The following is a 19,532-nucleotide window of genomic DNA, read 5'->3' as shown; positions in this document are numbered from 1 at the left end:
GCGAAACTCCACGCCGCAAGGATACTGAATGACCCTAGGTAGCAAGATCGCCTGGGACGACACCGTGTTGCCGTTCCAGCTCGACAAATCCGACACGCGGGGCCGCGTGGCCCGGCTCGACGGGGTGCTCGAGGGTGTCCTGAAGCAGCACGACTACCCGCCCCAGGTCGAGGCGCTGGTCGCCGAAATGGCCTTGCTGACGGCGCTGATCGGGCAGTCGATCAAGCTGCGCTGGAAGCTGTCGCTCCAGGTGCAGTCCAAGGGGGCCGTGCGGATGATCGCGACGGATTTCTACGCGCCCTCGGAAGAAGGCGAACCGGCGATGATCCGCGCCTACGCGAAGTTCGACCGCGAGCGGCTGACCGACGGCGACGCGTTCGACCAGCTGGGCGACGGCTACTTCGCCATTCTCATCGACCAGGGCGAGGGCATGGCGCCCTACCAGGGAATCACGCCGATTTCCGGGAACTCCCTGTGCGCCTGCGCGGAAACCTACTTTGCCCAGTCCGAACAGCTTCCAACCCGCTTCGCGCTGAGCTTCGGCCGGTCGACCGAGCCCGGCATGGCGGAGCGTTGGCGTGCGGGCGGCATCATGCTTCAGCACATGCCCCGGGTCTCCGCCACCGCGGGCAGCGAGGGCGGCTCGGGCGAGGGCGGGCTTCTCGAGGCGCGGGACATCGTGCACGGCGAGGACGAGGAGAACTGGAACCGCGTGAACCTTCTTCTCGACACGGTGGAGGACATGGAGCTGATCGGCCCGGCACTGCCGCCCACCGACCTCCTGGTGCGCCTGTTCCATGAGGAGACGCCGCGCGTCTTCGAGACGCAGCCGGTGCGCTTCGGCTGCACCTGTTCGGAGGATCGCGTGCGCCGCGCCCTCTCGATCTACTCGGCGCGCGATATCGAGAAGATGACCACCGAGGAGGGCACGGTGACCGCCGACTGCCAGTTCTGCGGCGCGCATTATGTCCTCGATCCGGCCACCGTGGGTTTCGAGGCCGAGACGGGCGATGACACGTCCGATTGATGCCGACGCCCTGCGCGCCGCGCTCTCGCGCCCGGGTGATCCGAGCTCGGATTTCGATCTGAACCCGGGCTACCGGCCCGCCGGGGGCCGCAAGCTTCGCCCGGCGGGCGTGCTCGTGGCCATCGGCGGCGCGGGCGAAGTCTGGCTGACGAAGCGGTCCTCGGCGCTCAAGCATCACCCGGGTCAGATCGCCTTTCCCGGCGGGAAGCAGGACGAGGGCGACGCCGATCCGGTGAGCGCCGCGCTGCGCGAGGCGGAAGAGGAGATCGGCTTGCCGCGCGACGGGCTCGAGGTGCTCGGCACGATGCCATGCCACGAAACGGTGACGGGGTTCACGGTGACCCCGGTGCTCGCGCAGGTACGCCGGGCCTTCTCTCCCGTGGCCGAGCCCGGCGAGGTGGAAGAGGTGTTCGCCGTGCCGCTGTCGCACCTCGCGGATCCTGGCAACTATACCATGCAGGCCAGGCGCTGGCGGGGACAGTGGCGGAACTATCTCACCGTGCCGTGGGGACCCTATTACATCTGGGGCGCCACCGCCCGCATTCTTCGCAACCTTTCGGATCGGCTCACCCCATGAGCGCGCGGATCGAGGGCGACTGGATCGCGCGGCCGGGCACGCAGGCCGTTTGCGCCATGCTCACTCGGGGCGGGCACCGGGCGCTCTTCGTGGGGGGCTGCGTGCGCAACGCGCTTCTGGGCGCGCCGGTCACCGACATCGACGTGACGACGGAGGCGCGGCCCGAACGCGTGATCGAACTCGCCTCGGCGGCGGGCCTCAAGGCCGTGCCGACGGGGATCGACCATGGCACCGTCACCGTGGTGTCGGAGGGCGAGGGCTACGAGATCACCACCTTTCGCCGCGATGTCGAGACCTTCGGGCGCCACGCCGTGGTCGCCTATTCGGACGACATCCGCGAGGATGCGGCGCGCCGCGACTTCACGATGAACGCGCTTTACGCGCTGCCGGACGGCACGGTGGTGGATCCGCTCGGCACGGGGCTGACCGATCTCGAGGCCCGCCACTTGCGCTTCGTGGGCGATGCGGAAACGCGGATCCGCGAGGATTACCTGCGCATCCTGCGCTTTTTCCGCTTCACGGCGTGGTACGGCGATCCCGTGGCGGGCTTCGACCCGGCCGCGCTGTCGGCCATCGCGGAAACCCGGGGGGGCCTCGACGAACTGTCGCGCGAGCGGGTCGGCGCGGAGCTGAAGAAGCTTCTGTCGGCGCCGGACCCCGCGCCTGCTGTCGCCGTGATGGAGCGGGTGGGCGTACTGATCCGGCTGCTGCCCGGCGCCACGGCGCGCGACCTCGCGCCGCTCGTCGCGCTCGAGGAGGTCGCGGGGGTCGCGCCCGATCCGATCCGGCGCCTCGCCTGCCTTGGCGCGGGCGAGGAGGAGGGGCGCGCGCTTCGGCTCTCCAGGGCCGAGATGCGCCGCCTCGGCCTCCTTCGGTCGCTCGTTGGAAACGGGCAGGGACCCGGTGAGATCGGCTATCGCCACGGCGAGGACGCGGCGCGGGACGCGCTGCTTCTGAGGGGGGCCGCGCTGGGCGAACTTCCCGGCGACGAGGATTTCGCGGCCGCCGCCCATGGCGCGGCGCAGACCTTTCCGGTCAAGGCGCGCGATCTCATGCCCGACCACGAGGGACAGGCCCTCGGCGAGCGGTTGGCCGATCTGGAGCGGCGCTGGATCGCTTCGGGCTTCACGCTGCCGCGGGAGGCGCTGCTCGACTGAACCCGGCCCCCGGTGGCCTTTCCGGGACAGATCGCCGACACTCCGTCCCGATTCCGCACAAGAGGCCCCCCGGTGTTCCGACGCTTCGAAAACCTGGTCGATCCCTACGTGGCCTATCCGCCGACGGACCTGCCGCCGCAGACGCTTTACGCGTTCCTCAAGGACTACGCCCAGCCCTTCCGCCGCGTGTTCCAGTGGGCCGCGCTTCTGTCCGTCGCCGTCGCGGCGGTGGAGGTGGGGCTGATCTGGGCGATGGGCTGGATCGTCGACATCCTCGCGGGCGATCCCGCGCAGGTCTGGGCGGATCACGGCTGGCAGCTGATCGGGCTGGCGGCCTTCATCCTCCTGCTGCGCCCGGCGATCCAGGCGCTCGACGTGCTGGTGCTCAACAACGCGATCATGCCGAATTTCGGCACGCTCATCCGGTGGCGCGCGCACGCGCAGGTGCTACGCCAGTCGGTGGGCTGGTTCGAGAACGATTTCGCCGGGCGCATCGCCAACCGCGTGGTGCAGACGCCGCCCGCCGCGGGCGAGGCGATCTTTCAGGTGTTCGACGCGATCACCTTCGCGCTGGCCTACCTGCTGGGGGCGGCGGTGCTGCTTGCCGGGGCCGACCCGCGTCTCATGCTGCCGCTTCTCGCGTGGTTCGCGCTCTACGGCTGGCTCATGGCCTGGACGATCCGGCGCGTGGGCCCGGCAAGCCAGGCCGCGGCGGACGCGCGCAGCGCGGTGACGGGGCGCATCGTGGACAGCTACACCAACATCCACTCCGTGAAGATGTTCGCCCATCACGACCGCGAACTCGACTACGCGAAGGAGGCGATCGAGCGAACGCGCCAGACCTTCGCCGCCGAGATGCGGCTTTACACCATCATGGACATCGCGCTCGTGCTGCTGAACGGGTTCCTGATCGTGGGCGTGGTGGGCTGGGCCGTCGTGCTGTGGATGCAGGGGGCGGCCACGGTGGGCGCGGTGGCGGCGGCGACGGCGCTCACGCTGCGGCTCAACGCCATGACCGGCTGGATCATGTGGGCGCTGACCACGCTCTTCCGCCAGCTCGGCGTGGTGAAGGAGGGGATGGAGACCATCGCGCAGCCGGTGACGCTGGCGGATGCGCCGGACGCCCGGGCGCTCGCCGTCACCGCGGGGCGGATCGAGATCGAGCGCCTCACGCATCATTATGGGCGGGGGCATGGCGGGCTCGACGGGGTGAGCCTGACGATCCGGCCGGGCGAGAAGATCGGCCTCATCGGGCGCTCGGGTGCCGGCAAGTCCACCCTCGTGAAACTGCTCTTGCGGTTCTACGACATCGAGGAGGGGCGCATCCTGATTGACGGGCAGGATATCGCGCAGGTCACGCAGGAAAGCCTGCGCCGGCAGATCGGCATGGTGCAGCAGGACAGCGCGCTGCTGCACCGCTCGGTGAGGGAGAACATCCTTTACGGTCGGCCGGAAGCGACCGAGGCGGAGATGATCGCCGCGGCGAAACAGGCCGAGGCACATGACTTCATCCTCGATCTTCGGGACGCGGAGGGGCGGCGCGGCTATGACGCCCGGGTGGGCGAACGCGGCGTGAAGCTTTCGGGCGGGCAGCGCCAGCGCATCGCGCTCGCCCGGGTGATCCTGAAGGACGCGCCGATCCTGGTGCTCGACGAGGCGACGAGCGCGCTCGATTCCGAAGTGGAGGCGGCGATCCAGTCCACGCTTTACGGCATGATGGAGGGCAAGACGGTGATCGCCATCGCCCATCGCCTGTCCACGATCGCGCACATGGACCGGATTCTCGTGCTGGACGGCGGCCGCATCGTCGAGGACGGGCCGCACGACATGCTTCTGCGCAAAGGCGGGCTATATGCCGGATTCTGGGAGCGGCAATCGGGCGGCTTCCTCGATCCGGAGGCCGCAGAATGAAGACCGACCGGCTGATCGACGCGTTCCGCCCCGCCGAGGGGCCGCCGCCGCGCACGCTCGCCGCCTTCTTCGGCTGGTGCGTCTCGGGCGCCTGGCCCGCGCTCATCCTCGCCACGCTCTTCTCGGCGCTCGCGGGCGCGATGGAGGCCGGGACGGCCTTCGTGCTGGGCGCGGTCATCGATCACGCGCAGGCAAGCGGGCCCGAGGGTGTCTTCGCGCCCGAAAGCATGGTGCTGATCGCCGGCGCGCTGGTCTTCTTCCTCGTGGCGCGTCCGCTCTTCTTCGGCCTCTCCGCGGCGTCGAACTCGATCCTCGTGCAGCCCAATGTCATGCCTCTCGTGCTGTCGCGGCTGCATCGCTGGGGGCTGGGCCAGTCGGTCACCTTCTTCGACAACGATTTCGCGGGGCGTCTTGCGCAGAAGCAGATGCAGACGGCGCGGGCCGTCACGGACGTGGCGTCCGAGGTCATCAACGTGGTGGCCTTCGCGCTCGCCTCGCTGCTGGGCTCGGTGATCCTGCTCGGCTCGATCGACATGCGGATGGCGGCCGTCTTCGGGGTCTGGCTGGTGGGCTACTTCGCGCTGATCCGCTTCTTCCTGCCGCGCATCCGAAAGCGCTCGGCCGCCCGCGCCGCGGCAAGGGCCCACATTTCGGGGCAGGTGGTGGACACCATCACCAACATCAAGACGGTGAAGCTTTTCGCCCATGACGATCACGAGGACCGCGCGGCGCTGAACGCGATGCAGCATTTCCGCGAAAAGGCGCTGGGCTTCGGCAAGCTTTCCGCCGCATTCCGCTTCGCGCTGATGACACTGGCGGGGCTTCTGCCGGTGCTGATGGTGGGCATGGCGCTCCTGAGCTGGCAGACGGGGGCAGCCACCGCAGGCGACATAGCCGCCGCCGGCACCGTGTCCATCCGCATCGCGCAGATGACCGGCTGGGTGAGCTTCCCGCTGATGGCCATCTACTCGAACGTGGGCGAGGTGGAGGACGGCATCCGCACCCTGACACCGCCCGACCGGCTGGAGGACGCGCCGGACGCCGTGCCGCTTGTCGTGGGCGAGGGGCGGATCACGTTCGACGACGTGAGTTTCGCCTACGGCCGCCGTACCGGCGGCATCGAGCATGTGTCCTTCGAAGTGAAGCCGGGCGAGAAACTTGGCATCGTCGGCGCCTCGGGCGCGGGGAAATCCACGCTGGTGGCGGTGCTGCTCCGCCTTTACGACCCCGAATCGGGCCGCATCCTGATCGACGGGACGGACCTGCGCGACGTCACCCAGGAAAGCTTGCGCCGGCAGATCTCGATGGTCACGCAGGAAACGGCGATGTTCAACCGCTCCGCCCGGGACAACATCCGCTACGGCCGGCCCGACGCCACCGAGGCCGAGATCGTGGCGGCGGCGGAACGCGCCGAGGCGCACGGCTTCATCCAAGGCATGCGGGATCACATGGGCCGCGAAGGCTACGAGGCGCATCTGGGCGAGCGCGGCGTGAAGCTTTCGGGCGGTCAGCGGCAGCGCATCGCGCTTGCACGCGCGATCCTCAAGGACGCCCCGATCCTGGTGCTGGACGAGGCCACCTCGGCGCTCGACTCCGAGGTGGAGGCCTCGATCCAGACCGCGCTCGAGCGGGTGATGGAAGGCAAGACCGTGCTCGCCATCGCGCACCGGCTTTCGACCCTTTCAAGCATGGACCGGATCGTGGTCCTGCATGACGGCCGCATCGCCGAGCAGGGCCACCACGAAGAGCTTCTTGCGCGCGGCGGCCTTTACGCGCGCTACTGGGAGCGGCAGTCGGGCGGCTTCATCTCGACCCGCGAAGCGGCCGAATAGCATTTGAAGCGCCGGGGCGTGGGCGCTATTCCGGCCCGCATGCGACAGGTCAGGATAGAACGGCTCGGGCGGCTTGGCGACGGGCTCGGGGGTGGGCTCGTCGTGCCGGGCGCCCTGCCCGGTGAACTCGTCGAGGGAGACGAGGCGGACGGCGCGCTTGCCGGTCCGCGTATCCTGGAGCCTTCTCCGGATCGGGTGACGCCGCCCTGCCCGCATGCCCGCCGTTGCGGGGGCTGTCAGCTTCAGCACGCCAGCGACGCGCTTGTCGCCCGCTGGAAGGGCGATACCGTGCGCGAGGCCCTCGCGCGCCACGGGCTGGAGGCCAGGATCGCCTCGGTGGAAACCTCGCCGCCAGCCTCCCGGCGGCGCGCGGCCTTCTCGGCCACGCGAAGGAAGAAGGGGGCGCTTGCCGGATTCCACGCGAAACGCTCGGACGAGATCGTCGCCGTGCCCGACTGCCGGGTGGTGCATCCCGATCTGCTGCCCGCGCTGCCACTGGCCGAGGCCCTCGCCCGGCTGGGCGCGTCGCGCAAGGGCGAGCTCGGCGTCACGGTCACGCGGACCGAGGCCGGTCTCGACGTGGCGGCACGGGGCGGCAAACCGGCCGATGGCCCGATGCGCGCCGCGCTCGCCGATATCGTGCACGCGCATCGCCTCGCCCGGCTCACCTGGGAGGACGAGGTGATCGCGATGGCGCGGCCGCCGGTTCTGCGGATGGGCCGCGCCCGTGTCGTCCCGCCGCCCGGCGCCTTCCTGCAGGCGACCGAGGACGGCGAGGCCGCGCTTCTCGCCGCGGTCCGGGCGATCCTCGCGCCGGCACGACGGGTCGCCGACCTTTTCGCGGGCTGCGGCACCTTCGCGCTGCCGCTCGCCGAGGGCGCGGAGGTCCACGCGGTCGAGGCCGACGCGGCGATGCTTGCGGCGCTCGACGCCGGCTGGCGGGGCGCCCATGGACTGAAGCGCGTGACGACCGAGCCGCGCGACCTGTTCCGCGACCCGCTTCTCGGGCCCGAACTGGCGGAATTCGACGGCGTGGTGATCGATCCGCCGCGGGCGGGTGCCGCCGCGCAGATGGCCGAGCTCGCCGCCGCGCGGGTTGCGCGCGTCGCCCACCTGTCGTGCAACCCGGCCACCTTCGCGCGCGACGCGGCCACGCTCGTCGCGGCGGGCTACCGCATGGGCCCGGTGAGGGTCGTGGACCAGTTCCGCTGGTCCTCGCACGTGGAGCTTGTGGCCGGATTCGAGGCGCCCCATATCGGGCGCGGCGAATAGGAGGGGCGGATGGCGTTTCGGCAAAGGCTGGCGGACTGGCTCGCGCAACCCTGGGTTTCGAACACGGTGATCGGGGTCATCGTGCTCAACGCCGTCGTCCTGGGCCTCGAGACCTCGGACACGGCGATGGCGGCGGCGGGGTCCTGGCTCATCGCCGTCGACAGGCTGTGCCTTGCGGTCTTCACGGTCGAGATCGGGCTGAAGCTTGTCGCCCATGGCGGGCGCTTCTTCCGCAGCGGCTGGAACGTGTTCGACTTCACGATCGTCGGCATCGCGCTCGTGCCCGCCGGCGAGGGCCTGTCGGTGCTGCGGGCGCTGCGGATCCTGCGGGTGCTGCGCGTGATTTCCGTTGCGCCCCGCCTGCGCCGCGTGGTCGAGGGCTTCGTGCGCGCGATCCCCGGCATGGGCAGCGTGTTCCTGCTGATGGCGCTCGTCTTCTACATCGGCTCGGTGATGGCGACGAAGCTCTTCGGCGACGCCTTCCCGCAGTGGTTCGGCACGCTGGGCGACTCGGCCTATTCGCTGTTCCAGATCATGACGCTCGAAAGCTGGTCCATGGGCATCGTGCGCCCGGTGATGGATGTCTATCCCCAGGCCTGGGCGTTCTTCGTGCCCTTCATCCTGGTGACGACCTTCGCGGTGGTGAACCTGCTGGTCGGCCTGATCGTGAACTCGATGCAGGACGCGCACCACGAGGAGGAGGGCCTGCGCACCGACGCCTACCGCGACGAGGTGCTCGACCGGCTGCGCCGCATAGAGGAGCGGCTTTCCGACGACGATCGGCAGTGAAAACGAAGACGCGGTGAGAAAATCGCTACGCCGCGGGCCCTGTTCGGGTTTATAAGCGTGCCAACGACAACCCGGATCCGGGGACAGTGATGGCAGGCTTTCTTCGCGTCTTTCTCATGCTGGCGCTGGCGCTCGGGCTTTCGGGCTGCGCCGGCAAGTTCCGAACCTATGACGGGCCGGAAGTGACCCGCATCCTCGTCTTCAAGGAGGAGCGGCGGATGTATCTCATGCATCACGACACGGTGCTGCGCGATTTCGACATCGGGCTCGGATTCGAGCCGGTGGGCCACAAGCAGCGCAGGGGCGACGGCCGCACGCCCGAGGGCGATTACTTCATCGACCGGCGCAACCCCAACAGCCAGTTCCACCTCTCGATCGGGATCTCCTATCCCGAGCCGCACGAGAAGATGGCCGCGTCGGAGGCGGGCGTCGATCCGGGCGGCGATATCTTCATTCACGGGCGGCCGCCGGAATACCGGGACGGCACCCGGGACTGGACGGCGGGATGCATCGCCGTGACCGACCGTGAGATGGAGGATATCTACGCGATGGTGAAGAACGGGACCCGGATCAGCATCTATCCGCGCAAGCCCGTGCCGGTGACGATGTCCGCCATGTCCGGACCGGTTGCCGCCCCGCGGTAAGCTGCCTCAGCTTTGCGGAAACTCCGCGGCGCTCCCGCCGCCCATCACGAGGGTCCACCAGATCTTGCCGCTCGGTTCCTGGAACCAGGCGAAGCCCATTTCGCGGGCCCGCGGATCGAGGATGATGTCGCGGGTGTCGGGTTGCTCCATCCAGGCGGCGAGGGTCTGAAGCTCGGTCTCGTACGTCTCCGAGATCGTTTCGCCCAGGAACCGGCCTTCGTATCCGACGCGCCGCACCCGGTCGAGCGGCGACGATCCGTCGGACCCGAAATGCCACGGGCGGTTCTGTACCGACATGTCGCGCGCATGGGTCGCCGCGGCCGCGTTCAGCCTTTCGTCGAAGTCGACCTCAGCGACACCGGCCGCCGCGCGCAGCGCGTTCACCGAATCGAGCATCTCGAACTTGACCCGGGACACCTCGGCATTGCCGATCCGGTAGACTTGCGGCAATGGCTGACCATCCGGGCCAAGCCGGGGCTCGGCGGTGGGAACCGGCGCACATGCGGCGAGCGCCATGAGCAACGCGATGAGCGGGGCGGTGATCCGCGCCATGAAACCTGCCTTCGTCAGCTGTCGGTCTTCATTCGTCTAGCGCGGGAGGATCGGGGATTCAAAGCCGGTTCGGCCGCGATCGGCGCGAACACGCCCGTTTGAATTGCGACTGCGGCAATTCCGACATATGTTACCTGTCGTCGTCGTGAAGCCGATCATCGGAGTTCAACATGGTAAAATCATTCAAGCCCGGCTTCGATCGCCGCGCCTTTCTGGCCGGTGGCGCCGCGTTCCTCGGCGCCGGGCCGGCGCTCGCACAGGACGTGAACAGCGCTGGCACGATCGAGATGGAAGGCGACATTTCCCAAGGCGTGCGTCGCAACATCTCGAGCTTCCGTTCACTCGACTGGCGGCCCTACTTCTCCGACCTCAAGAACGGCGCGATCCTCGTGGACATCACGTCGCGGGCCCTGCACTACTGGTCCGAGGATGCAAGCGTGTACCGTCTTTATCCGACATCGGTGCCGCTGAGCGAGGATCTCACGCGGCGTGGCCGTACCCGCGTGACGTTCAAGGATCCCGAGCCTGACTGGCGGCCGACGCCGTCCATGAAGCAGCGGAACCCGGATTGGCCGGATTACGTTCCGCCCGGCCCCGACAACCCGCTCGGCACCCGGGCGCTGCACCTGTCCTGGACCTATTACCGCATCCACGGCACCCATGACACGCGCAAGATCGGGCGTCGCTCGTCCAACGGGTGCATCGGACTCTACAACCAGCACATCGAAGAGCTTTACGAATTCTCCAAGGTCGGCACGCAGGTGTTGCTAATTTGACCACATGAAAATCGGCGATTTCGCCCGCGCTTCGGTAAGGTTTGCAATACCGGCCCAGAATTGCTTAGACGAAGCCACAAGGTCATGCTTGGTGCCTGCCGTGCTCTCGCCGTCGCCGGGCCGTCAGGTTGATATCTGGAGGATAGAATGAAGAAACTTGCTCTCGCTGCTGCCATCACTGCCGCTGCTTCCACCGCCTTCGCCGGTGGCATGGACGAGCCCGTGATGGAAGAAGTCGTCATCGTCGAAGAAACGCAACAGCCCACGGGCGCTGGCGTGGTCATCCCGCTGATCCTGCTGGCGATCGTGGCTGCTGCCGCCGCCTCGAACTGATCTCGCGGCATATCATTGAAAGAAAAGGCGGCGCCACGGCGCCGCCTTTTCATTTTGCATGACCCGATGCCGAAATCCCGCGACGGAATAATCGCGGCGCGGGACCGCGGAGTCAGTCCATCCATCCCTTCAGGTTCTCCTCGATCACCGCCGAAAGTGCGTCGATATGCGCCGGATCGTCGTTGAGGCAGGGGATATAGGTGAACTCCTTTCCCCCAGCCTCTTCGAAACTCTCGTGGATCTCCTCGTTGATCTCTTCCAGCGTTTCGATGCAATCGGCGGAAAACGCAGGTGCGATCACGGCGATCCTTTTCTTGCCTTCTTCGGAGGCGAGGCGCGCCACCTCCTCAACCGTGTAGGGCCGTAGCCACTCCTCCGGTCCGAAGACCGACTGGAAGGTGGTGGTGATCTCGCTGTCCTCCCAGCCGAGCCGCTCCTTCAGAAGGCGCGTCGTCTTCTGGCACTGGCAGTGATAGGGATCGCCCTCCATCAGGTAGCGCTGCGGCATTCCGTGGTAGGAACACACGAGGATGTCGGGGCGCTTCTCGAGGTCGGCGTAGGCGCGTTCGACGGATTGAGCCAACGCCTCGATGTAGAGCGGGTGCTGGAAGTAGGGCTCCACCGTCCGCGAGGTCGGCTGCCATTTCTGCTTCATCAGGGCGCGGAAGAACTGGTCGTTCGCGGTGGCCGACGTGGCGCCCGCGTAATGCGGGTAGAGCGGGAAGAACAGGATGCGCGTGCAGCCGGCCTTGACCATCGCGTCCACCTTGGACTGGGTCGACGGGTTGCCGTAACGCATGCAGAAATCGACCATCACCTGATCGCCGTAGCGGTCCTTCATCTGCTTGGCGAGCGCGGCGGTCTGGTCCTTGGTGATCGTCATCAGCGGGCTTTCGCCCTTTTCCTCGTTCCAGATCGACTTGTAGGCCTCGCCGCTCGAGAAGGGACGTTTCGTCAGGATGATGAGCTGCAGGAGCGGCTGCCATTTCCAGGGCGCGTAATCGATCACCCGCCGGTCGGACAGGAACTCGTTCAGGTAACGGCGCATCGACCAGTAGTCGTAATTGTCGGGCGTCCCGAGATTCGCGATCAGCACGCCGACGCGTTGCGGGGGCAGCTTCGGGTGGTCCGCGGGCGCGTGAACGGGTCTGGTCTCGGCTTTGGCGGCATCCAGCATCGGCGTGTCCCTTGCTCTGCGGTTATCGGGGGGAGATATGGAGAAATCCTGCCGCGTCAATCGCGGAGTTTGGTCTCGGTCGTGCCAAGCGCGTCGGCAAGCCGGGCGTTTGCGCTGCCGGGACGCAGGGGTCGAGGCTGATCGGCGGCGGGCGCCCACCCTGTCAGCACCACCAGTTCGAAGGTCGCGGTGACCCGGCCCTCCGACGTTCCGAAGGCCTCGGAATAGAGTTCCGCCGCGCGCAGGATCACCTTTCGTCCGGTGGGCCGGCGCAGCCGCGCTTCGAGCGCGTTGCCCTCCCCCATCGCGCGCAGCTCCCGCATGAGGTGGAGCGCGGAGGGATAGCTGGCCTTCAGGGCAAAACTGTCCGCGACGGGCAATGCGAACCCCGCGCGTTGCAAGAGCGCGCCGAGGTCGCGGATTTCGCCCATGGGCAAGACGCGGGGCGACAGGCCGCCCGTCGCCTCGGTCTCGGCCTGGCCGAGGGCCGCGCGCAGTTCGTGAAGCGTCTGCCCGCCGGCAAGAACGGCCAGGAAGAAACCGTCGGGCCGCAACGCGCGGCGGCACTGGACGAGCTGGCCCACCGGATCGTCGGCCCAATGCAGATCCATGGCGTGGATCACAAGGTCGTGCGCCCCCTCGGCAAGCTCGAGCGTTTCGGCCGGGGCGACGTGACGCGCGCCGGGCGCGATCCCCTGCCAGAGGTCTGGCATCGGGCTTATCACGGCGGGCGCCGTAAACTCCCTGTTAACCATCGCCAGCCGATCCTCGAGATCGGCGCGCGCCGCCTCGTGGAGAAAGGTGACGGGCCGCTTGCGCGCCCGGGCGCGGTTGCGGGACAGCGCCGCGCGATCCGTGATCTTCGTGAGCGTTTCCATGTCGGTCGATAATATGGTCTGGGCGGGTCGCATTCAAACCGCGCTTCGGCTGGTCTTCCCGCCGCTGTGCCTCGGATGCGGCAATCCGGTCGCCAGCGAGTGGGGCCTTTGCGCGGAGTGCTGGCGCGAGACCGCCTTCATCGGCGGCCTCGTGTGCGACGCCTGCGGCGTGCCGCTGCCCGGCGATGATCCGGGGGAACCGGTGCTTTGCGACGGGTGCATGGCGCATCCTCCACCCTGGGCGCAGGGTCGCGCGGCGCTGCTCTACGAGGGCACGGGCCGGCGCCTCGTGCTTGCGCTGAAGCACGGAGACCGGCACGAGATCGTGCGCCCCGCCGCAAGGTGGCTCGCCGCGGCGGCCCGGCCGCTCCTGCGCCCCGGCGCGGTGGTCGCGCCCGTGCCGCTCCATTGGCGGCGCCTCTTCCGCAGGCGGTTCAACCAGTCCGCACTTCTTGGAAAGGCGGTCGCCTCGGATCTCGGCCTCGTTCACGTGCCCGATCTGCTGCTGCGCGCCCGGCGCACGCCCGTTCTCGACGGGCTGGGCCGCGAGGCGCGTTTCGCCACACTCGAGGATGCGATTCGCATCGCCCCGCGCCACCGCCCGCTGATCGAGCGTCGGCCGGTCCTTCTGGTGGACGACGTGATGACCACCGGCGCGACGCTGAGCGCGGCGGCGCGCGCTTGTCTTGCGTCCGGCGCAAGCGAGATTTGCGTACTCGCGCTGGCGCGCGTCGCCCACCGCCCTTAAGTTTCGACAGATTGCTTGAAACCGAAGGGTCGGCTCCGATGAAGCCAGTGGAAATCTACACCTCGCCGCTTTGCGGGTTCTGCATCGCGGCAAAACGCCTTCTTTCGAAGAAGGGCATCAGCTACGCCGAGATCGATGTCTGGGAAGAGCCCCAGCGCAAGGCCGAGATGATCCAGCGGGCCAATGGAGCGCGCACCGTGCCGCAGATCTTCATCGGCGATACCCATGTCGGCGGCTGCGACGAACTTCTCGCGCTTGAACGCGCGGGCAAGCTCGACGCGATGCTGGCGGCCTGATGCGCGCGGCGCTGGTGCAGATGACCTCCTCCGACGCGCCGGAGGAGAATCTTCGCACCGCGCGCGATTTCCTGCGGCAGGCCGCGGCCGAAGGCGCCGGGTTCGTCCTGACGCCCGAGGTCACGAACTGCGTGTCGACGAGCCGCACGCGGCAGAACGACGTGCTGAGCTTCGAGGCCGGAGATCCGACGCTCGCGGGCCTGCGCGACGAGGCGGCGCGCGCGGGCGTCTGGCTGTTGATCGGGTCGCTGGCCATCAAGACGGACGATCCGCGGGGCCGGTTCGCGAATCGCTCCTACCTGATCGGGCCGGAGGGCGCGGTCGCGGCGCGCTACGACAAGATCCACATGTTCGACGTCGATGTGAGCGAAACCGAGACCTACCGGGAATCGGACGGGTTCCGCCCGGGGCACGGGGCCGTGCTGGCCGAAACGCCGTTCGGCATCGTCGGGCTGACGATCTGTTACGACGTGCGCTTCCCCTATCTCTACCGGGCGCTCGCGCAGGCCGGGGCCGAGATCCTGACCGTGCCCTCGGCCTTCTCGCCCGTGACCGGGGCGGCGCATTGGGAACCTCTTCTCCGGGCGCGCGCGATCGAGTGTGGCGCCCATGTCCTCGCGCCGGCGCAGTGCGGCACACACCCGGCCGTGCGCGGCCGGGCGCGGAAGACGCACGGGCGCAGCCTGGCCGTGTCGCCCTGGGGCGAGGTGCTTTGCGACGGGGGCGACCGTCCCGGCCTCAGCTTCGTCGAGATCGACCGCGCGGCCGTCGAAAGCGCCCGCGCCCGCGTGCCCTCCCTTGCCCACGACAGGGAGTTCGGCGGACCCTGACATGGACAAGGCGACCCATGCCCTCGCAGTGACGCTTTTCAGCGAGATCCTGACAGCGGACCAGTTGTCGAGGAACAGGCTGAGTCGCGTGCTGCCGCGGGGCATGGAGATCTCGCATTTCTCGGTACTCAACCACCTCGCGCGCTTCGGAACCGAGCGGAGCCCGGCGCAACTCGCCCGAAGTTTCCACGTGACGCGCGGCGCGATGACCAACACGCTGGGAAAGCTGGAGGCCGCCGGCTACATCCATATCCGTCCGGACTGGGACGATGCGCGGCGCAAGATGGTGACGATCAGCCCTTCGGGGCGGAGCGCGCGCGACGCGGCGCTGGCCGCGATCACACCCATGATCACCGAGCTCGTGGGCGAACTTGGCGAGGAGAAGGTGCGCGCGGTGCTGCCCATCCTGCGCGAGCTTCGGCTGAAGCTCGAGTCGGAGTGAGCGGGGAAAAATCTTCGTCCGAAGATTTTTCAGTGCCGTTGCGATGCCGGCCGGAATTTTCGTCCGAAAATTTCGGCCTCAGGCCGGACGCAGGCTGGCCGTGACGTAGTTGACGCTCAGGTCACGCGCCGAGATCGACCAGGACCATGTGAGCGGACTGAAGACGAAGCCCTTCCGGTCCACCGGCTGCAGGCCCGCCCCGCGCAGCATCTCGTAAAGCTCGTCGGGCGTTATGAACTTTTTCCAGTCATGCGTGCCCTTCGGCAGCCAGCGCATGACGTATTCCGCGCCCACGATCGCTGCGGCGAAACTTCTCGCGTTGCGGTTGATCGTCGAGCACACCATCAGCCCGCCGGGACGCAGAAGCGCGTGACAGGCGCCGAGAAAGGTGGCCGGGTCTGCGACATGCTCCACCACCTCCATGTTCAGTACGACGTCGAACCGTTCGCCGGCGGCGACGAGATTCTCCGCGGTGTCGTGGCGATAGTCGATCTCGAGACCGGATTGGCGCGCGTGGGCCTCGGCCACGGGGATGTTGCGGGCCGCCGCGTCCACGCCGACAACCTCGGCGCCCAGCCGGGCCATCGGCTCGCACAGGAGGCCGCCGCCGCATCCGATGTCCAGAAGCCGAAGCCCCTCGAAGGGTCGCTCGGCGGACAGGTCGCGGTCGAACTCTCCGGCGATCTGGCCCGTGATGTAATCGAGCCGGCACGGGTTGAGCATGTGCAGCGGCTTGAACTTTCCCTCCGGGTCCCACCATTCGGCGGCCATCGCTTCGAACTTGGCGACCTCGTCGGCATCCACGGTGCTCTGGGCGGGCTGCATGGCGATCTCCCTATGGTCATTCGGGCCCGTCAAACAATATAGTCCGCTCATGGACAAGTTCTCCGGCAACAGTGGCCCGGCGCCGCATCTTTATCCCCCCATCGATCCCTATGACCAGCGGATGATGGAGGTTGGCGACGGCCACAGCATCTACGTCGAGCAATGCGGGGCGCCGAACGGTATCCCGGTGGTGGTTCTGCATGGCGGCCCCGGGGGTGGCTGCAGCCCCGCGATGCGTCGCTACTTCGATCCGGCGCGCTACCGCGTCGTTCTGTTCGACCAGCGCGGCTGCGGCCGGTCGCGCCCCCATGCCAGCGTATCGGCCAACACGACATGGCATCTCGTGGACGACATCGAACGCATCCGAAAGGCGCTTGGCATCGGGGAGTGGATCGTTTTCGGCGGATCCTGGGGCGCGACGCTGGCGCTGGTCTACGCCCAGAGCCACCCGGAACGCGTGCGCCACCTCGTCCTGCGCGGCGTGTTCCTGATGACCCGGGCCGAGCTCGACTGGTTCTACGGCGGCGGGGCGGGACTGTTCTGGCCGGAGACATGGGCCCGTTTCATCGCGCCGATCCCCGAGGACGAGCGGGACGACATGATCGGTGCCTATCACCGCAGGCTTTTCTGCGGAGATCTCCGGACAGAGACGAAATACGCCCGGGCCTGGACGTCCTGGGAAAACGCGCTCGCCTCTGTCGCCAGCAACGGCGGCGGCGGAGAGGCGCCCGGCGATTACGCCCGCGCCTTCGCGCGGCTGGAAAATCACTATTTCCGCAATGCCGGATTTCTCGATGAGGACGGACAGATCCTGCGGCGTATCGACCGGATCTCGCGGGTGGGCGCGCATATCGTGCAGGGCCGCTACGACATGATCTGCCCGCCACGCCGCGCGTGGGAACTGGCCGAGGCGTGGCCGGCGGCCGACCTGCGCCTGGTGCGCAACGCGGGCCACGCGCTGTCCGAGCCCGGGATCAGCAGCGAGCTGGTCAGGGTGATGGATTCGCTCGCCGCCGATGAAAGGCCCGCGACGCGCCGTCAGAGCACGTAGCGGCTCAGATCGCTCTGGCGGGTCAGCTCGCCCAGGTGCCGTTCGACGAAATCGGCGTCGACGGTGATCCGGTCGCCTGCCCTGTCCGGCGCGGTGAAGGAAAGCTCCTCGAAGACACGCTCCATCACGGTGTAGAGCCGCCGCGCGCCGATGTTCTCGACGCTCTGGTTGACCTCGGCGGCGATGCGGGCGAGCGCGGCGATGCCGTCCTCGGTGAACGTCACCTCCACCTGCTCCGTCGCCATGAGCGCGGCATATTGCCGGGTCAGCGCGTTGTCGGTCTCGGTGAGGATGCGCACGAAATCGCCCTCGGTCAGGTCGCGCAGCGTCACCCGGATCGGCAGGCGGCCCTGCAGTTCCGGCAGCAGGTCGGAAGGCTTGGCGATGTGGAAGGCGCCGCTCGCGATGAAGAGGATGTGATCGGTCTTCACCGGGCCATGCTTGGTGGAGACGGTGGTACCCTCGATCAGCGGCAGAAGATCGCGCTGCACGCCCTCGCGGCTCACGTCCGCGCCGCGGGTCTCGGCGCGCGCGCAGACCTTGTCGATCTCGTCGAGGAAGACGATCCCGTTCTCCTCTACCGCCTCGCGGGCGCGGCGGGACACGGTCTCGTCGTCGAGAAGCTTGTCGGCTTCCTCCGACACCAGCACCTCGTAACTTTCGGCCACGGTCATGCGCTTGCGCACGGTCCGCCCGCCGAAGGCCTTGCCGAAGATGTCGCCGAGATTGACGCCCATCTGTGCGCCCGGCTGTCCGGGCATCTCGAAGGCGGGAAAGGGCGAGGCGCTTTCGGCCACGTCCAGCTCGATCTCGGTGTCGTCGAGCTCTCCATCGCGGAGCTTGCGGCGGAACATCTCGCGGGTGCCCTCGCGGGCGTTCTCGCCGGCGAGCGTGTCGATCACCCGGTCCTCGGCGGCGGCGTGGGCGGTGGCCTTGACCTCCTCGCGCATGTGCTCGCGCGTCATGGCGATGGCCGCGTCCATCAGGTCCCGGACGATCTGCTCCACGTCGCGGCCGACATACCCCACCTCGGTGAACTTCGTGGCTTCCACCTTGACGAAGGGCGCGCGGGCGAGCCGCGCCAGCCGGCGGCTGATCTCGGTCTTGCCGACGCCGGTGGGCCCGATCATGAGGATGTTCTTGGGATAGACCTCTTCCCGAAGGTCGGGGCCGAGCTGGCGGCGCCGCCAGCGGTTGCGCAGCGCCACGGAGACCGCGCGCTTGGCCTCCGCCTGGCCGATGATGAAGCGGTCCAGTTCCGAGACGATTTCACGGGGGGTCAGGTCGGTCATGGCAGGGTCCGTCTTTGGTCGCGGCGGGCGGCGCGCGGCTGGGCGCACGGGCAGGGGGTCCGGGACCCCGTCACGCCGCGATGATTTCCACGGTCAGGTTTCCGTTCGTGTAGACGCAGATGTCGGCCGCGATCGCCATGGCATGGCGGGCGACGGTTTCGGCGTCCATGTCCGTTTCCATGAGCCCCCGGGCGGCGGCCAGGGCATAGTTCCCGCCCGAGCCGATGGCCGCGACATCGTGTTCCGGCTCGAGCACGTCGCCCGCGCCCGTCACGACAAACATCTGCGACCCGTCCGAGACGATCAGCATCGCCTCGAGCTTCTGAAGATACTTGTCGGTCCGCCAGTCCTTGGCGAGCTCGACGCAGGCCCGCTGAAGCTGTCCGGGGGTCGCCTCGAGCTTGGATTCGAGTCGCTCCAGCAGGGTGAAGGCGTCGGCGGTGGAGCCGGCGAAACCCGCGACCACCTCGCGCCCGCCCGGGGAGAGGCGGCGCACCTTTCGCGCGCTGCCCTTGATCACGGTGTCGCCGAGGCTCACCTGCCCGTCGCCCGCGACCACGACGCGGTCGCCGCGGCGCACCGCGAGGATCGTCGTGCCATGCCAGCCCGGTCCGTCACTCATGCCGTATCCTTCCGGTCGTCCGCCCGGCGCCGCGGCCTGCCGGCGGTCGCGCCAGCGGCCGGCCGGAAAGCAAAGGGGCGCCGCGCGGGCGCCCCGGCCTGCCGGTCATCGGGGTCGGTTCAGATCGAGTCCTCGATCCAGCTTTGCAGGGCGGCCTTCGGCGCGGCGCCCGCGCGGTTGGAAACCACCTGCCCGTCTTTGAAGATGAACAGCGCGGGAATGCCGCGCACGCCCATCGAGGCGGCGGTGTTCGGGTTCTGGTCCACGTCCACCTTGGCGACCTTGATCTTGCCGGACATCTCTTGGGCAAGCTCCTCCAGCGCGGGGCCGATCTGCTTGCACGGGCCGCACCACTCGGCCCAGAAATCCACCACCACGGGGATGTCGGACTGTTTCACCTCGGAGTCGAAGGTGTCGTCGGTCACTGCAACGGTTGCCATCAGGGTCGCCTCCTCGCGGCTTTCATGTGAGCCGCGAAGGTATGTAGGCCACGGCACACCG

22 protein-coding genes are annotated in these 19,532 nt (G+C 68.2%); 15 read left to right on the top strand and 7 right to left on the bottom strand.

Translation table 11 applies throughout. From position 1 onward, the window contains the following. Positions 1-28 precede the first annotated feature (28 nt). The 8 genes from AB6A69_RS11605 (at position 29) to AB6A69_RS11570 (ending at position 9,209) form a co-directional block, all read left to right on the top strand. On the top strand, positions 29-1,027 hold the full coding sequence (locus AB6A69_RS11605) for an Hsp33 family molecular chaperone HslO (protein ID WP_371055861.1): 999 nt from the start codon (positions 29-31) through the stop codon (positions 1,025-1,027). Then, positions 1,011-1,604 carry a CoA pyrophosphatase gene (locus tag AB6A69_RS11600; RefSeq protein ID WP_371055860.1) on the top strand — a complete coding sequence of 198 codons (594 nt, stop codon included), beginning with the start codon at positions 1,011-1,013 and terminating at the stop codon, positions 1,602-1,604. Before AB6A69_RS11605 ends, AB6A69_RS11600 begins: the two co-directional genes overlap by 17 nt. Further along, entirely contained in the window at positions 1,601-2,761 is a 1,161-nt protein-coding gene (locus tag AB6A69_RS11595) for a CCA tRNA nucleotidyltransferase (RefSeq protein WP_371060880.1), read from the top strand. Before AB6A69_RS11600 ends, AB6A69_RS11595 begins: the two co-directional genes overlap by 4 nt. A gap of 72 nt (positions 2,762-2,833) precedes the next feature. Next, positions 2,834-4,672, top strand: coding sequence for an ABC transporter ATP-binding protein (locus AB6A69_RS11590; protein ID WP_371060879.1), 1,839 nt, complete (start codon positions 2,834-2,836; stop codon positions 4,670-4,672). Further along, the gene (locus AB6A69_RS11585) at positions 4,669-6,504 is read left to right on the top strand and encodes an ABC transporter ATP-binding protein (protein ID WP_371060878.1); all 1,836 of its coding nucleotides are present in this window, start codon (positions 4,669-4,671) and stop codon (positions 6,502-6,504) included. Before AB6A69_RS11590 ends, AB6A69_RS11585 begins: the two co-directional genes overlap by 4 nt. Positions 6,505-6,543: 39 nt before the next feature. Then, on the top strand, positions 6,544-7,776 hold the full coding sequence (locus tag AB6A69_RS11580; protein WP_371060877.1) for a class I SAM-dependent RNA methyltransferase: 1,233 nt from the start codon (positions 6,544-6,546) through the stop codon (positions 7,774-7,776). Positions 7,777-7,785: 9 nt separating this feature from the next. Then, positions 7,786-8,565 (top strand): ion transporter, encoded by a 780-nt coding sequence (locus tag AB6A69_RS11575; protein ID WP_371060876.1) that lies wholly within the window; start codon positions 7,786-7,788, stop codon positions 8,563-8,565. An 89-nt stretch (positions 8,566-8,654) separates the two neighbouring features. Next, entirely contained in the window at positions 8,655-9,209 is a 555-nt protein-coding gene (locus AB6A69_RS11570; RefSeq protein WP_371060875.1) for a murein L,D-transpeptidase family protein, read from the top strand. A gap of 6 nt (positions 9,210-9,215) precedes the next feature. Here the strand turns inward: AB6A69_RS11570 and AB6A69_RS11565 are convergent, their stop codons facing one another. Further along, positions 9,216-9,761, bottom strand: coding sequence for a CAP domain-containing protein (locus AB6A69_RS11565; RefSeq protein WP_371060874.1), 546 nt, complete (start codon positions 9,759-9,761; stop codon positions 9,216-9,218). A gap of 170 nt (positions 9,762-9,931) precedes the next feature. On the opposite strand from AB6A69_RS11565, the gene AB6A69_RS11560 reads away from it, so the two are divergent. Together AB6A69_RS11560 and AB6A69_RS11555 are read left to right on the top strand one after the other, a co-directional pair. Continuing rightward, a complete protein-coding gene (locus AB6A69_RS11560; protein ID WP_371060873.1) occupies positions 9,932-10,537 on the top strand; it encodes a L,D-transpeptidase in 606 nt (201 codons plus the stop codon). Positions 10,538-10,684: 147 nt separating this feature from the next. Beyond that, positions 10,685-10,870 carry a hypothetical protein gene (locus AB6A69_RS11555; protein WP_371038821.1) on the top strand — a complete coding sequence of 62 codons (186 nt, stop codon included), beginning with the start codon at positions 10,685-10,687 and terminating at the stop codon, positions 10,868-10,870. 112 nt (positions 10,871-10,982) lie between these two features. Here AB6A69_RS11555 and hemH read toward each other — a convergent pair whose 3' ends face one another. Then, a complete protein-coding gene (gene hemH, locus AB6A69_RS11550) occupies positions 10,983-12,047 on the bottom strand; it encodes a ferrochelatase (protein WP_371060872.1) in 1,065 nt (354 codons plus the stop codon). Positions 12,048-12,103: 56 nt separating this feature from the next. Next, a complete protein-coding gene (locus tag AB6A69_RS11545) occupies positions 12,104-12,925 on the bottom strand; it encodes a class I SAM-dependent methyltransferase (RefSeq protein ID WP_371060871.1) in 822 nt (273 codons plus the stop codon). Between AB6A69_RS11545 and AB6A69_RS11540 the strand changes: the two genes are divergently transcribed. The 4 genes from AB6A69_RS11540 to AB6A69_RS11525 are packed head-to-tail and all read left to right on the top strand — an operon-like array spanning position 12,924 to position 15,241. Next, on the top strand, positions 12,924-13,673 hold the full coding sequence (locus AB6A69_RS11540; RefSeq protein ID WP_371060870.1) for a ComF family protein: 750 nt from the start codon (positions 12,924-12,926) through the stop codon (positions 13,671-13,673). The two genes, AB6A69_RS11545 and AB6A69_RS11540, sit on opposite strands and share 2 nt — an antisense overlap. Positions 13,674-13,711: 38 nt before the next feature. Beyond that, positions 13,712-13,969: a glutaredoxin 3 gene (gene grxC / locus AB6A69_RS11535; protein ID WP_371060869.1), complete on the top strand. Its 258-nt coding sequence runs from the start codon at positions 13,712-13,714 to the stop codon at positions 13,967-13,969. Then, on the top strand, positions 13,969-14,799 hold the full coding sequence (locus tag AB6A69_RS11530; RefSeq protein WP_371060868.1) for a carbon-nitrogen hydrolase family protein: 831 nt from the start codon (positions 13,969-13,971) through the stop codon (positions 14,797-14,799). The genes grxC and AB6A69_RS11530 overlap by 1 nt, the downstream gene beginning before the upstream one ends. Before the next feature lies 1 nt (position 14,800). Next, positions 14,801-15,241, top strand: a complete 441-nt coding sequence (locus AB6A69_RS11525; RefSeq protein ID WP_371038816.1) for a MarR family winged helix-turn-helix transcriptional regulator — start codon at positions 14,801-14,803, stop codon at positions 15,239-15,241. A 78-nt stretch (positions 15,242-15,319) separates the two neighbouring features. Here the strand turns inward: AB6A69_RS11525 and ubiG are convergent, their stop codons facing one another. Next, entirely contained in the window at positions 15,320-16,066 is a 747-nt protein-coding gene (gene ubiG / locus AB6A69_RS11520) for a bifunctional 2-polyprenyl-6-hydroxyphenol methylase/3-demethylubiquinol 3-O-methyltransferase UbiG (protein WP_371060867.1), read from the bottom strand. Between the two features lie 49 nt (positions 16,067-16,115). Here ubiG and pip point away from each other — a divergent pair, with 49 nt between their 5' ends. Further along, complete coding sequence (gene pip / locus AB6A69_RS11515; protein WP_371060866.1) at positions 16,116-17,117, top strand: prolyl aminopeptidase; 1,002 nt, start codon at positions 16,116-16,118, stop codon at positions 17,115-17,117. On the opposite strand, the gene hslU is transcribed toward pip, so the two are convergent. The 3 genes from hslU to trxA form a co-directional block, all read right to left on the bottom strand. Continuing rightward, positions 17,105-18,409, bottom strand: coding sequence for an ATP-dependent protease ATPase subunit HslU (hslU, locus tag AB6A69_RS11510; RefSeq protein ID WP_371038913.1), 1,305 nt, complete (start codon positions 18,407-18,409; stop codon positions 17,105-17,107). The genes pip and hslU overlap by 13 nt on opposite strands. A 70-nt stretch (positions 18,410-18,479) precedes the next feature. After that, positions 18,480-19,031, bottom strand: a complete 552-nt coding sequence (gene hslV / locus AB6A69_RS11505) for an ATP-dependent protease subunit HslV (protein WP_371060865.1) — start codon at positions 19,029-19,031, stop codon at positions 18,480-18,482. A gap of 119 nt (positions 19,032-19,150) precedes the next feature. Continuing rightward, a complete protein-coding gene (trxA, locus tag AB6A69_RS11500; RefSeq protein WP_371060864.1) occupies positions 19,151-19,528 on the bottom strand; it encodes a thioredoxin in 378 nt (125 codons plus the stop codon). Between the last annotated feature and the right edge of the window lie 4 nt (positions 19,529-19,532).

The organism is Rhodosalinus sp. 5P4 (genome assembly GCF_041365695.1).
In the GTDB taxonomy this organism is placed as follows: domain Bacteria; phylum Pseudomonadota; class Alphaproteobacteria; order Rhodobacterales; family Rhodobacteraceae; genus Rhodosalinus.
This window is presented reverse-complemented; position numbering and strand designations above follow the sequence as displayed.

Excerpts from the sequence above, each read along its gene's own strand:
- AB6A69_RS11605 (WP_371055861.1), top strand. The coding sequence starts at position 29 with ATGACCCTAGGTAGCAAGATCGCCTGGGACGACACCGTGTTGCCGTTC.
- AB6A69_RS11600 (WP_371055860.1), top strand. The coding sequence starts at position 1,011 with ATGACACGTCCGATTGATGCCGACGCCCTGCGCGCCGCGCTCTCGCGC.
- AB6A69_RS11595 (WP_371060880.1), top strand. The coding sequence starts at position 1,601 with ATGAGCGCGCGGATCGAGGGCGACTGGATCGCGCGGCCGGGCACGCAG.
- AB6A69_RS11585 (WP_371060878.1), top strand. The coding sequence starts at position 4,669 with ATGAAGACCGACCGGCTGATCGACGCGTTCCGCCCCGCCGAGGGGCCG.
- AB6A69_RS11580 (WP_371060877.1), top strand. The coding sequence starts at position 6,544 with ATGCGACAGGTCAGGATAGAACGGCTCGGGCGGCTTGGCGACGGGCTC.
- AB6A69_RS11575 (WP_371060876.1), top strand. The coding sequence starts at position 7,786 with ATGGCGTTTCGGCAAAGGCTGGCGGACTGGCTCGCGCAACCCTGGGTT.
- AB6A69_RS11570 (WP_371060875.1), top strand. The coding sequence starts at position 8,655 with ATGGCAGGCTTTCTTCGCGTCTTTCTCATGCTGGCGCTGGCGCTCGGG.
- AB6A69_RS11565 (WP_371060874.1), bottom strand. The coding sequence starts at position 9,761 with ATGGCGCGGATCACCGCCCCGCTCATCGCGTTGCTCATGGCGCTCGCC.
- AB6A69_RS11560 (WP_371060873.1), top strand. The coding sequence starts at position 9,932 with ATGGTAAAATCATTCAAGCCCGGCTTCGATCGCCGCGCCTTTCTGGCC.
- AB6A69_RS11555 (WP_371038821.1), top strand. The coding sequence starts at position 10,685 with ATGAAGAAACTTGCTCTCGCTGCTGCCATCACTGCCGCTGCTTCCACC.
- hemH (WP_371060872.1), bottom strand. The coding sequence starts at position 12,047 with ATGCTGGATGCCGCCAAAGCCGAGACCAGACCCGTTCACGCGCCCGCG.
- AB6A69_RS11540 (WP_371060870.1), top strand. The coding sequence starts at position 12,924 with ATGTCGGTCGATAATATGGTCTGGGCGGGTCGCATTCAAACCGCGCTT.
- AB6A69_RS11545 (WP_371060871.1), bottom strand. The coding sequence starts at position 12,925 with ATGGAAACGCTCACGAAGATCACGGATCGCGCGGCGCTGTCCCGCAAC.
- grxC (WP_371060869.1), top strand. The coding sequence starts at position 13,712 with ATGAAGCCAGTGGAAATCTACACCTCGCCGCTTTGCGGGTTCTGCATC.
- AB6A69_RS11530 (WP_371060868.1), top strand. The coding sequence starts at position 13,969 with ATGCGCGCGGCGCTGGTGCAGATGACCTCCTCCGACGCGCCGGAGGAG.
- AB6A69_RS11525 (WP_371038816.1), top strand. The coding sequence starts at position 14,801 with ATGGACAAGGCGACCCATGCCCTCGCAGTGACGCTTTTCAGCGAGATC.
- ubiG (WP_371060867.1), bottom strand. The coding sequence starts at position 16,066 with ATGCAGCCCGCCCAGAGCACCGTGGATGCCGACGAGGTCGCCAAGTTC.
- pip (WP_371060866.1), top strand. The coding sequence starts at position 16,116 with ATGGACAAGTTCTCCGGCAACAGTGGCCCGGCGCCGCATCTTTATCCC.
- hslU (WP_371038913.1), bottom strand. The coding sequence starts at position 18,409 with ATGACCGACCTGACCCCCCGTGAAATCGTCTCGGAACTGGACCGCTTC.
- hslV (WP_371060865.1), bottom strand. The coding sequence starts at position 19,031 with ATGAGTGACGGACCGGGCTGGCATGGCACGACGATCCTCGCGGTGCGC.